General features: G+C 32.0%; 10 protein-coding genes. 3 read left to right on the top strand and 7 right to left on the bottom strand.

The features are described 5' to 3' along the window. Positions 1-197: 197 nt before the first annotated feature. Positions 198-638, top strand: coding sequence for a BLUF domain-containing protein (locus EI427_RS19515; protein ID WP_126617890.1), 441 nt, complete (start codon positions 198-200; stop codon positions 636-638). A 41-nt stretch (positions 639-679) separates the two neighbouring features. On the opposite strand, the gene EI427_RS19510 is transcribed toward EI427_RS19515, so the two are convergent. Continuing rightward, complete coding sequence (locus tag EI427_RS19510) at positions 680-1,303, bottom strand: class I SAM-dependent methyltransferase (protein WP_126617888.1); 624 nt, start codon at positions 1,301-1,303, stop codon at positions 680-682. Positions 1,304-1,511: 208 nt separating this feature from the next. Here EI427_RS19510 and EI427_RS19505 point away from each other — a divergent pair, with 208 nt between their 5' ends. Both EI427_RS19505 and EI427_RS19500 read left to right on the top strand, forming a co-directional pair. Further along, on the top strand, positions 1,512-3,275 hold the full coding sequence (locus EI427_RS19505; RefSeq protein ID WP_126617886.1) for an AMP-dependent synthetase/ligase: 1,764 nt from the start codon (positions 1,512-1,514) through the stop codon (positions 3,273-3,275). A gap of 87 nt (positions 3,276-3,362) precedes the next feature. Then, positions 3,363-3,893: a DUF3124 domain-containing protein gene (locus tag EI427_RS19500; RefSeq protein ID WP_126617884.1), complete on the top strand. Its 531-nt coding sequence runs from the start codon at positions 3,363-3,365 to the stop codon at positions 3,891-3,893. Between the two features lie 80 nt (positions 3,894-3,973). On the opposite strand, the gene EI427_RS19495 is transcribed toward EI427_RS19500, so the two are convergent. From EI427_RS19495 to thrA, 6 genes are all read right to left on the bottom strand, one after another. Then, on the bottom strand, positions 3,974-5,164 hold the full coding sequence (locus EI427_RS19495) for a potassium/proton antiporter (RefSeq protein ID WP_126617882.1): 1,191 nt from the start codon (positions 5,162-5,164) through the stop codon (positions 3,974-3,976). Between the two features lie 11 nt (positions 5,165-5,175). Beyond that, entirely contained in the window at positions 5,176-5,721 is a 546-nt protein-coding gene (locus EI427_RS19490; RefSeq protein WP_126617880.1) for a DUF3124 domain-containing protein, read from the bottom strand. Between the two features lie 324 nt (positions 5,722-6,045). After that, positions 6,046-6,699 carry a response regulator transcription factor gene (locus tag EI427_RS19485; protein ID WP_126617878.1) on the bottom strand — a complete coding sequence of 218 codons (654 nt, stop codon included), beginning with the start codon at positions 6,697-6,699 and terminating at the stop codon, positions 6,046-6,048. A gap of 2 nt (positions 6,700-6,701) precedes the next feature. Further along, entirely contained in the window at positions 6,702-8,894 is a 2,193-nt protein-coding gene (locus tag EI427_RS19480; RefSeq protein ID WP_170178548.1) for a sensor histidine kinase, read from the bottom strand. Between the two features lie 463 nt (positions 8,895-9,357). Next, the gene (locus EI427_RS19475; RefSeq protein WP_126617874.1) at positions 9,358-10,290 is read right to left on the bottom strand and encodes a homoserine kinase; all 933 of its coding nucleotides are present in this window, start codon (positions 10,288-10,290) and stop codon (positions 9,358-9,360) included. A 69-nt stretch (positions 10,291-10,359) separates the two neighbouring features. Further along, entirely contained in the window at positions 10,360-12,822 is a 2,463-nt protein-coding gene (gene thrA / locus EI427_RS19470; RefSeq protein WP_126617872.1) for a bifunctional aspartate kinase/homoserine dehydrogenase I, read from the bottom strand. Between the last annotated feature and the right edge of the window lie 194 nt (positions 12,823-13,016).

The raw sequence follows: 13,016 nt of genomic DNA, 5'->3' as shown, positions 1-13,016 counted from the left end.
AATTTTTTATCCCAACTCTTGAAACAAGATGAAGAGATTTATACACAGTGTTTTAATTTGCTATTAGTGTAAATGTAACAACTAAAAACATAACGTTCAAATGATTACAAAAATTCTTTAAATAATTACATTCTGATATATCGAAATAAAAGATGTAATTTACAGCTATACTTACAAACCAATTTTAATGTATAACTATGTTTTGTTTATGTTATGTAAGCACACGCAACGATGTGCTTGACGATAATATTTTAAAAGATATTCTAATGCACAGTAGAGCAAAAAATATCAATTTAAAATTAACAGGTCTTTTAGTGCTGTTAGAAAACAAATTTATTCAAATTCTTGAAGGAGAAGAAACTGATGTATTAAGTCTGTATTCAAAAATTAAGATGGACCACAGACATAAAGCTGTTCAAAAATTATACTCAGGATATATTCAAGAACGTAATTTTAAAAATTGGGCAATGGCTTTTCATGAAATCTATTGGGAAGACCTTAAAGAAGCTGGCCTAATAAATAATTTTGACAATGGTTTACCACTAGAAGATTATCTTGAAGGGAAAAATCATTACATTATTGAGTTCCTTAAATCATATAACGGTATTTCAGAGCTTCAAATAAATCTCCCTAAATAAAAAAGATTCAATGCGTAAACACCGAACCTTTCTCTATAAATTTATCTTTTTCTCAAACAACAAAATGAGAAGTTCTGAACTGTATCAAAAGGTGTTTTATGATCTATAATTTGTGTATTAATTAGCTCAAAATCCTTTTCGAATACTTTTGCTAATTCTGATACCGAATATTGTTTAATTGGAATACCACTACATTTTTCTGGTCCATTTTCAGAAAATGTTCCTATAACTATTATCCCATCAGTTTTTACAAGATTTTTAACCGTTTTTACATAATTAGCTATTTCAATTTCGTCTGTTAGAAAATGAAATGCTGCTCTATCATGCCATAGGTCATATTTTTTTTCAGATTGAAAATCTGATGCGTCAGCCTCAATCCAAGTTACTTTTGATGCTTTATCAGCACCTAATCTTTTTTGTGCTCTTAATAATGCCTGTTTAGATATGTCTAAAACAGATAAATCAGCGTAAGATAGATCAAGTAAATGATCTGTAAGGAAGCTATCTCCTCCCCCAATATCAATGATTGCATTATCTTTTGTTAGTGTAGCTCTATCAATAAAATCTAAAGAAGTTAGCGGGATTCGTTGATACCAACTAACATTTTCTAATGCTTTAGTAGTATAAATATTCTCCCAGTGGGCTTTCTTATCAAAGTCCGACATCTTTGTGTAGTTTAGTTTAATTTTATTCAAGCCATAAATTTAGAGATAATCCTCTCGATATTTCATAGTATTATCTATTTTAAAATTAATATTCCAATATAAATCATCATTAATAAAATTATTTCTTTTTTAGTTTGCGCACTAGATTAAAAAAATGAGTATTATTAGTAATACACTCACCTCAATATTAACCATATAAATCTGCTTGATGAAGCCTACTAGAGTTTTTGATTTTATACATCAGCAAAAAGAAATATATAATTCTTTGGATATCTGTTTTGCCAAAAAAGTAGACGGCCAATGGAAATCTTATTCTACAGATGATGTTCTCAATATTGTAAATACACTTAGTAAGGGGTTATTAAATTATGGCTTCAAAAAAGGTGATAAAATAGCGATCATATCAGAAAACAGACCTGAATGGAATTTTATTGATATTGCGTGTGCTCAAATTGGTGTTGTTGTAGTACCTATATACCCTACTATAACTGCGGCAGACTATACATTTATATTTAATCACGCAGAAATTAAAGTTGCTTTTATTGAATCGAAAACGATATTAAAGAAAATAACTCCTATTCTAAAAGATCTACCACTATTAGAACAGATTTATACTTTTAACGAAATAGAAAACTACTCACATTGGAAAGCTGTTTTAACTATTCAAGGAAGTACAACTGATGATAATCTTAGAAAAATTAAATCGACCATATCAGAGAACGATTTATTTACCATTGTCTACACATCTGGAACAACGGGACAACCTAAAGGTGTAATGCTCTCGCACAAGAATGTAACTTCTGATGCTATTGCGGCTTCTGAAGTTTTACCCGTAGAAAAAGGAAATGCTAGAGCATTAAGCTTCTTACCGTTATCTCATGTGTATGAACGTACCTGTTTGTATAGTTATCAGAACTGGGGTATCTCTATTTATTATGCTGATAATATTGCCAAAGTTGCTGAAGCACTACAAGAAGTAAAGCCACATGTATTCTGTACTGTGCCTAGATTATTAGAAAAAGTATATGATAGTATTGTTGCAAAGGGTAGAGATTTAAAAGGTTTTAAAAAGGCATTGTTCTTTTGGGCACTTAATTTTGCATTGGCTTATAACCCCCGTCAAAAACAAAGTTTAAGCGAAAAAATACAGCATAAAATTGCCGATAAATTTATCTTCTCTAAATGGAGAGCTGCTTTGGGCGGGCATGTTATGAATATAAATGTTGGAGCGGCTGCATTACAACCAAGATTATCACGTTCATTTTGGGCTGCAGGTATCCGTGCTTGCGAAGGTTACGGAATGTCTGAAGCTTCTCCTGTAGTATCTGTAAACCATACAAACACAGAAAATATGATGGTGGGTACTGTTGGTCCTTTACTAAAAGGTATTGAAGCCAAAATAGCCGAAGATGGTGAAATTCTAATCAAAGGACCTAATGTAATGATGGGGTATTACAAGCAACCTGACCTTACTAAAGAAACTATTATAGATGGATGGTTGCATACAGGTGATATTGGTGAATTAATAGACAATAAATTTCTAAAAATCACGGACCGTAAGAAAGAGTTGTTCAAAAATTCTGGTGGTAAATATATATCTCCACAGTTTTTAGAAAATAAACTAAAAGAATCCTTTTTTATTGAACAGGTAGCCGTTTTAGGTAATCATCAAAAAATTGTAGCGGCCCTTATCGTTCCTAGTTTTGATACTCTTAAAAATTGGTGTGCATTGCATAACATAGAACATTCTGATAACGGTTCTATGATCAAAAACCCTGAAGTAATCAAAAAATTCAAGAAAGAGATTAATACTATTAATAAGAGTTTTGCTAGTTGGGAATCTGTAAAAAAATTCACCTTACTCCCTCAAGAATGGACTGTAGAAACAGGTGAAGTAACACCTACATTAAAACCTAAAAGAAAGGTTATTAATAGTATTTACGAAGAACAAATTGCAAGTATGTTTAAGTAAGAAAGTAGTTAATTTTACACATCAAAGTATAAAATATCTTAGGTTAAAATTGTACTTTAGTATTTCATCTCCAAATGATAAATAATCATGACAAAACTACTGAACATACTACTCCTTTTTGTAACAATAGTAACCTTTTCTTGTCAAAAAGAAGTTGCTACTAATGATATGGTTTTAAGAAGTGAAGAAAAAGATAATAATTACATTTCTGATAGCGATCTGCCTTCATTAAATTTTAAAGAAAAATATTATGTTTCTGCTTATTCTGACCTTTACTATCAGCAAGGAAATACTAAATTCCATTGTACAGTAGTACTTAGCCTAAGAAATATTAGTTTAGAAGATACCCTCTATTTTACGGATATTAAATATTATGATAGCAAGGGTAAATTAGTACGTGATTATATTAAAAAAAATCTTGTACTTAAACCATTAGAATCTGCTGAATATATTGTTGAGCAACAGGAAAAAGAAGGTGGTGTTGGTGCTAATTTTATTGTTGAATATGGTACTAAAAACACTCCAAAAAACAAAGCTCTTATTGAAGCTATAAATATTGGTAATTTTGGAAGGTATGGCTTCTCATTTAAATCAGATGCTGTGCTTATAAATGAATAAACTTTATTTGTACCAAAATAATAAAGGCATCAATCTAAATTGGTGCCTTATTTTTTTTACAATAATTTGCTATCACTTGTTTAATCATCGTCTAATAGATGTATTTTTCTTGCTAAAAACTCCATACTAAAAGGGTGAATAATTAGAGATAACAAGACAATAAAACTGGTAATGTAAAAGATCATTTCTGCATTATTTACTTCCGATAAAATTGGGATTAATGCAAACACAATGGGAGTAGCTCCTTTTAACCCACTCCACGATATAAATATCTTTTTATTTAAAGGTTCTTTTAACGGTAAGTAAGAAAGAAAAATTCCTAAAGGACGTGCAATAAAGAATAAAAACAATGCTGGTAATATGGCTATTGGTAATACTTCCCATAAACTTCTTGGGAACATTTGTAGTCCTAATATTAAGAACATAATTGATTGTGCCAACCACGAAAAACTATTAAAGAAATGTAGTGAATTGTCTTTATTTTGATAGTCTAAAGTATTTAATAATACACCAAAAATATACGCTCCAATTAAAGCATTTCCTCCTAAGTATTCATTTACTTTTAAAAAGACAATAAGCGAGCTAAAAAGTAAAATTGGGATTAGTCCTTCTTCTTGAAAATGGAACTTTTTAAATAAAAACTTAACAATATGGAATAAGGTAAATGCTAAACCTCCACCTATAAAAATTTGTTGCACAAAAAACTGAATATACTCCACGTAGTTTATAGGTGAATCTGGATTTTGTAAGATACTCACAAAAATTAATGTGAGGATCATTGCCATAGGGTCATTTGTTGCAGATTCAAATTCTAATACCTTATCAGAAGCAAATTTCAATTTCATTTTCTTGGCTTCTAATACACCAAAAACGGCTGCGGCATCTGTAGAAGATACAATCGACCCTAATAAAAGCCCTTCTAATAATGATAGTGGCGTTACATAAGATACAAAAACACCTAACGTTAAAGAGGTGACTATAACTCCAATGTTAGAAACTAATATTCCTTCTTTAATTACCTTTTTAATATCAAGAACTTTAGTGTGTAAACCACCTACAAAAATAATAAGTACTAATGCTGCTTGGCTTATAAAATCTGATAATTCAGGATTATCATATACCTCAAAAGATGACTCCCCATTGCCTAAGAATAAACCTACACCTATAAAAATAAAGGCTGCAGGTATTCCTAAATCTTTAGTTGGGTTATACAGTAAAATACCGATTATAATTAAGACGGCAATTAACAGTGTCATCTCACTTCCTAACATTATTATTTATTTTATTGTGATTGTATTACTTGTGAATTTGAGGTAAAGGTAAACCCATTATTTCCATGATGCCCTATTGTTATAGATTCAATAATTGGTAAATCCTTTAATTCTTCTCTTGTTCCATAAGAAACAATAAAATTAGCTCCCGAACCACCTTTTTGTTCTTTAAAATCTATAATAAATTCTCTCGTTTCTAACGGTCTTAATTTATTTTTTTTCTTGATTAATGATGAAAGCATTATACCATAAGAATCGTAATAATCTACATTATTAAGGTATAGGTCTTCGGTTAAACTTGTATTCCGAATACTTAACACCACAGTGCAATAAATAAATGTAGATTCAGATTTATAATATAAATTGGAATAAGCAGGAACATACCTATGCTCATTAAAACTAAGTTCAGGTACATATTCATCTTCTAGTTCAATGTGGTTTAACGTTTTTTGAATTTCTTTATTATCTAATCGTGATAAGTTATTACAGGACACAAAACAAAGCCCTATTATTAAAAAGCCCCAGATTAAGTATACCATTTTCTTTAAGTTTATCATCTTTGTAGTATTTATTTTATATTGATTAATAGATTTTAAAAACTATTTTCTCACTATAAAATAGATGAACATACTTACTAATGCTACCGATGCGATTCCAAGAATAATTCCAGCCATAATGATTATTTTTTATAATTGTTTTCTTTAAACTATCTATTTTTTGATAGAACAAAGATCTTATATATGCCTTGTTATTCTATACTTATAACCCCAATTTATACTATATTGGTGTTATACATATTGTCTAGGTGAATCACTTAATAAAGAAATAAAAAACCTTAGAAGATGTTTAATTGGTTTGCTAAATACTTCTGTACTCTAGGCCTATAAATCGTCAAAAAGGCTTCTTTCAATAGCATATAATACTAAGCCTGCAACATTCTTACAACCCGTTTTTTCTAATAAATTTCGTTTGTGAGCTTCTACTGTTCGCAATGTTATAAATAGTTCTTCTGCAATTTCTGCATTGGTTTTTTCCTTACAAATAAGGTGCAGTACCTCCAGCTCTCTTTCGGTTAATGCAATATCTTTTACCGTTCTCTTTTTCTGCTTTGGTTTTGTACCCAACCCTTGCATAATAATTTGAGTTACATCATTAGAGTAAAAAGAACCTCCATTATTTACCATCTTAATGGCATTAATTAATTCTTCTTGCGTACAATCTTTAAGCAAATAACCTTTTGCACCAGCATTCAGCATACGTTTAATATTCTGCGACTCATTCATCATGGTCAATGCTAAAACTTTACTATCTGGGTACTCTTGTGTAATTTTTTGGGTAAGCACAATCCCGTCCATTTCGGGCATCATAATATCTGTTACCACAACATCAACTTCTATCTCTTTAAGTAGTTCTAAAGCTTCAACACCATTTTTTGCTTCAGCAGCTACTACAATAGCATCATCTTCTAAAAAAGATTTTAAACCAAACCTGATCATACTATGATCGTCAACAAGTAGTATTTTTATATCGCTCATATTTATTTCAATGGAAGTTCTACTAATATTTGAGTTCCTTTATTTAGATGACTATTAATTTCGAAATAGGCTCCAATAGATTCTGCTCTAGTACGCATACTATTAATACCAAATGTATTTTCTTTTTGGTCTACAACAAACCCATCACCATTATCATCTATCGTTAATAAGACCACATCAGAATGCTTTAATAATTGAATATTACATTTTGATGCATTCGCATATTTAATCACATTATTTACGGCTTCTTGTGTTATTCTATAGAGCGTCATCTCCACAGATAATTTTAGTCTATTTTCAAGAATATTTTGGTCAAAATTAAATTCAGTATTTGATGAAGGCTGAATAGCTGATACTAAAGATTCTATAGCAGCTACAATTCCGTTATCACTAACAATTTTAGGCATTAAGTTGTGCGCTAATGTACGGCTCTCTTCTATTGCTTTTTTAAGGTATTGATACCCCATATGAAACCTCTCGTATATCTTTTGTTCTTCAAAATCTACAGACGATCTTACTTTTTCAAAACTCATTAAAGAAGTAGACATGGTTTGTTGTAACCCATCATGAATCTCACGTGCAATTCTACTTCTTTCTTTATCTTCTGTTTCTAAAATGGCATCCACTATTTTCTCTTCCTGTTTCATACGTTCAGTAATATCAGACATTGTGCCTACAATTCTAAGAGGTACGTTCTGTGCTGAAAATGCTACTGCTTTTCCTTTGGTATGAATCCATTTATATTGTCCTCCTTTTGTTTTTATCCTATAGATACTATCATGAAGGCCACTATTTTTTATTTCTTTTATACGGTTGATTAATGCCTTTTCCTGATCTACATCAATTATTAAATCTTTCCAAAAAACTATTTGATCTAATTCCGCACTTTTAGATGTAAAACCAAGTATGCTATAACATCTTTCGCTAAAATTTATCACATCAGAATCGTGATAAATTTCCCATATTCCTTCATTAGAAACATCAAAGGCAAACTGTAATTGTTGCTCTTTTTCTATTAATGCTATTTCTGTTTTTTCTTTTGCCTCAATCTCTTTCTTTAAGCTTTTATTACTCTCACTTAAATTTTGCAGATACGATTTTCTTTCATGGAAATTACTAATTAACGATGCAATTGCTTCTACCAACTCTTGCTCCTCTTTTAAAAATGGGCTCTCTTTTCTATTAGAAATAAGATCATTATAAAATACTTCTATAGTACCTATACTTGTCTCTCCATTATAAATTTGAGCTTCCTGTTTCCACTCCGATTCAGAAAAATGAAGAGATGTAAAAACACTTTCTTTATACGTAATTCTACAACATGTTTTTTCTGTGAATTGCCAACCGTAAGGAATAATTAATGTGGCAGATTCTAGTATATGCTTTATATCTTTTGGCGTACTTTCTGTTAATTGAGATATTTTATAAAGGCACGCTTGTTCTTTGTTCCTTGATTGTAATTGATTGGAAAGTTGTTCTTTCTGAATCAGTCGTTTTACAATCATGTAATACGTAATAATAGATAAGAGAATAGAGATAGCTATAGCTACAAAAATTGTAATTAAGAGATGTTCCCCTTGTTCTCTATTTTTTTCTACTGTTGATTGGGTACGAGATTCTATTAAGCTTTCAAACCTTACAATTGGCTCCATCACTTCTTTTTTTGTAAACAAATACTCTTTGTCGTATAAAATTTGAAGTGCCTTATCCATGTCTGGAATGCCTTTTATAGTATATTGATTTACACTGTCTAAGAATATTCCTTTGGCTGCATTAAATGCTTGGGTTTCTTTTTTAATCAATTGATTTGATTTCCCCAATGCCTCTTTTAATAAAGTAAACTCTTGTTCGGAAAACCCCATTTGGTACATACTATCAAGAATAGAAGTGCTCCACCCTTGCTCTTCTAGAATGAGTTTCCCTTCTCTTAAGGCAACTAAATTCCAGTATTTTTTTTCCCAAATAGTATCTTTCGTGATAATGAAATTCTTACAATAATCTGTTAGAAAATCATCACTCTGCCTTAAAGCATCACCTAAACGATAAGAATTGTATCTATTTACTTGGCTATCAAATAATCTTTCTTGGTTAACAAATAGAAAGGCAAGCGAAGTTAGTATACCTAATATCAATAGTATATTCAGTAAAAAAAGCCAGAAGAAAGGGCGTTTTTTATCTTCTAAAAGGTTATTCATTGCAGCATATTTTCTCGTCGATATTTTTAAGTAATGCCTTAGCATAAGGACATTTAGCATGTAGTACCAACTTATTCTTAATTGAAAAGTCTTTTACCTTTAATAAAAAGTGAAAACCGAAATTCTCAATCAGGTGTAACTCTTGCGGTATAAAAGTATGAAAAAGGATGAGAAGACTCCCCTCTTTGATATAATCAATATATGCAACATACCACTGAAACTTAAACTCCAATCGCTTTTTTTTCGAATTATTTTTTAGAAAAATCTCCTCCATTTTAACGGCTACACTATTTTTATGCTACAAAACTCAAAACTAAATAAATAGTGATTTTATATTGTTCGTAGTTTCACTAAAATAGAATCCATAGGTTTTTCACGTATAGCGTTTTAAAATGTAGCAATAAAAAATACCCTAGCATTGAAAATCAACACTAGGGTACTTTATATTAAAATCAGACTTTGATTAATAAATAATCTTTGGTCCTACTTTATTCACTTTAGAAACAAACATATCACTTTCAATTCCGATAGATTTGAAGGCTTCTACTTTTGCTTTAGCAATTCTTTCTGCTTTGTCCATTCCTCTACATAAAGAGAATACAGATGGTCCAGAACCAGAAATTGCTGTCCCCATAGAACCTGCATAAATTGCTGCTCTTTTTACCTCGTCAAAACCAGGAATTAACATAGAACGAATTGGCTCTACAATTACATCTTGTAAAGAACGACCTATTAAATCGTAATTCTCTTGCTCTAAACCAGCAATTAAACCACCAACATTACCCCACTGACGTACGGCATCTACTAAAGGAATTTCACCTCTTAGAATATTACGAGCATCTTTTGTAGAAACTTCTATATGAGGGTGAACAACTGCACAACACAATTCTTCTGGTACATTTAAACGTACAACGTCTAAAGGATCGTAACTTCTTACCAATACAAAACCACCATATAAAGCTGGAGCAACATTATCTGCATGTGCTGCACCACAAGCTACACGTTCACCTTCCATTGCAAAAGGTAAAAGTTCTTCTGTAGTTAATGGATTATCAAATAATGCGTTAACAGCAAAGGCACCTGCAACTGTACTTGCAGAAGATGAACCTAAACCGCTACCAAAAGGCATTTTTTTATGTAAAACAACCTCGATTCCTGCTTTCTCTGCACCTATTCTTTCTAAAAACTGATACACAGAAACAGTTGCCGTATTATCTCTAGGATCTCTAGACAAACGTCCTTCGTCTCCAGTAATGTCTTTAATTACAATACCCGGTTTGTCGACTAATTTCATTTCGATCTCATCACCAGGACTATCCACAGCAAAACCAAGGATATCAAAGCCACAAGCAACGTTAGCCACCGTAGCAGGGGCAAAAGCTTTTACTTCTTTCATCTTTTTATAAAAAAAATAGAGACAAGGCAAACCCTGTCTCTACCCTAATAATTATATGTAATTAATTTCTTAGTTAATTAAGAAATTACCAATTGTAATAATCTCTGCAAATACACCTGCAGCTGTTACTTCTGCACCAGCACCAGGTCCTCTAATTACTAGAGGTTCGCTAAAGTAACGACGCGAAGTAAATACAACCATGTTGTCTGACCCAACCAAACCGTAGAATGGATGTGTACTACCAACTGCTTGTAAACTTACTACTGCTTTACCTTCTTCGTCAAGTGTAGCAACTATACGTAATGCTTTGCCTTCTGCTTCTGCTTCTGCTCTTTGTTTTTCGAAAAGGTCATTTGCTTTTTCTAATTCAACAAAGAAATCATCTACAGATGCTGCATCAAGACATGCTTGAGGTAAGATTGGTTCTACAACCACATCAGAAGGTTCTAAATGATACCCTGCTTCACGAGCAAGAATTAAGATTTTACGAGCAACATCAACTCCACCTAAATCATCACGAGGGTCTGGTTCAGTATAACCCATCTCTTTTGCTTGTTTTACTAGCTCAGAGAATTTCATACCTGCAGCAAACGTATTGAATAAGTAAGATAATGTACCAGATAAGATACCTTCAATCTTAATAATTTTATCACCAGATCTTCTTAAATCTTGAAGAGGTCCGATTACAGGAAGACCTGCACCAACGTTTGTCTCATATAAGAATTTAACACCTCTACGTTTTGCAGCTGCTTGGCATTTTAAATAGTATTCTAAAGTACCTGAGTTTGCAATCTTGTTTGGTGTTGTAATAGAAATTGAATTCAACAAGATGTTCTCATATAATTTAACTGCACTCTCACCAGGCGTACAGTCTACAAATACAGAGTTAGGCAAGTTCATCTCAATCATTTTCTCAACAAATAACTCTGCATTAGATGCTTCGCCTTCTGCTAAGATTTCTTCTTTTGATAAAGAGATATCTAAACCTGTCTCGTTAAAAATCATTTTCTTAGAGTTGGCAGCACCTACTATATTTAAACGCAAATTACGTTCAGTTAATAAGTATTCTGCCTGATCTTTCATTTGATTTAGTAACGTATTACCAATCAAACCAAGACCTAACATAAACACGTTCAACTCTGCCATATCAGACAAGAAGAAGATTTCGTGTAATGCATTTAATGATTTATATAAGTGCTTTTGTTCAATTACTACAGAAACGTTTAATTCTGAAGATCCTTGAGCAATTGCCGAAATACTTACACCATTTTTACCAAGTGCACTAAATAATTTAGCGGCAACACCTGGACGTTCTTTCATGTTCTCACCGATAATAGCTAGAATAGAAAGGTTACCCTCTACTTCTACTGGGTTTACTTTACCCGATGCCATTTCGTTAAAGAACTCCTCTTCAATAATCTTTTTACCTTTTACAGCATCCGAAGGTGCTACAGCAAATGTGATAGAATGTTCTGAAGATGCCTGTGTAATCAAAATCATAGATACACCGCCTCTTGCTAATGCACCAAATAATCTAGATGATACACCCGGAACACCAATTAAACCACTACCTGATAAAGTGATTAAAGAAATTTCTTTAATTGATGAAATACCTTTTACTGGCCAATCTTCTTGTCCTGACTTTGCTGTTACCAAAGTACCTGGGAAAGATGGGTTAAATGTATTTCTAATTCTTAAAGCAATGTTTTTCTTAATTGCTGGTTGCAACGTTGGAGGGTAAATCACTTTAGCTCCAAAGTGAGACATCTCCATTGCTTCCTCATAAGACAATTGTTGTAAAGAGAATGCAGTAGGAACCACTCTAGGGTCCGTTGTCATTACACCATCAACATCTGTCCATATTTCAATTTCTTTTGCATTTAAAGCTGCTCCAAAAATTGCTGCAGAATAATCCGATCCACCACGACCTAAAGTAGTTGTTTCACCACTTTCAGAAGACGCGACAAACCCAGTAATAATCTGCATTTTATCGTTTTCTGCAAAATACTTAGTAATTGCAGAGTTAGTTGTAACAAAATCTACTTTAGCACCACCGAATACACTATTAGTACGTACTACTGCACGAGCATCTAATTGCGCTGCAGGTACACCTTCTTGCGATAAATATTCAGCAATAATAAATGATGACAAGCGCTCACCGAAGCTTTGAAGAATATCAAGAGAACGTAAAGACAATTCTCTTAAAAGGAAAATACCTCTTAAAATATCCTCTAAATCGTTAAGTAAAAGCTTAACAAAAGCAATGGTTTTGCTTTGTCTACGCACCTCAATTAACTCACGAATTGCGGTTAAATGCGTTGCTTCAATATCTTTTAATAATGATTTGTAGGTCTCGTCGCCTGACGCAGCTCTATTTCCTACTTCTATGAGCTTGTTCGTGATGCCACTCATCGCCGATACAACAACAGCAACTCTTTGTCCACTTTGTTGATAATCGGAAAGGATACTGGCTACCTGTTGGATATTTTTCGCACTTCCAACTGATGTTCCTCCAAACTTGAGTACTTTCATCCTTTTCGTGTTTGCTAGTCCATTTGTATAAACAATTCGCAAAATAATGCGAGTTAGATTATAAAAGTAATATTAAAATACATGAATAGCCAACAATTTCATAAAAACTGTATTTTTTAAGATAGATAACTTCTTTTCTTAAGATTTGGTTTATAAAATTTCAATAGTCATACTTGTAATACAATAACAATAAA

Origin of the sequence: Flammeovirga pectinis (assembly GCF_003970675.1) — a bacterium.
In the GTDB taxonomy this organism is placed as follows: Bacteria; Bacteroidota; Bacteroidia; order Cytophagales; family Flammeovirgaceae; genus Flammeovirga; species Flammeovirga pectinis.
This window is presented reverse-complemented; position numbering and strand designations above follow the sequence as displayed.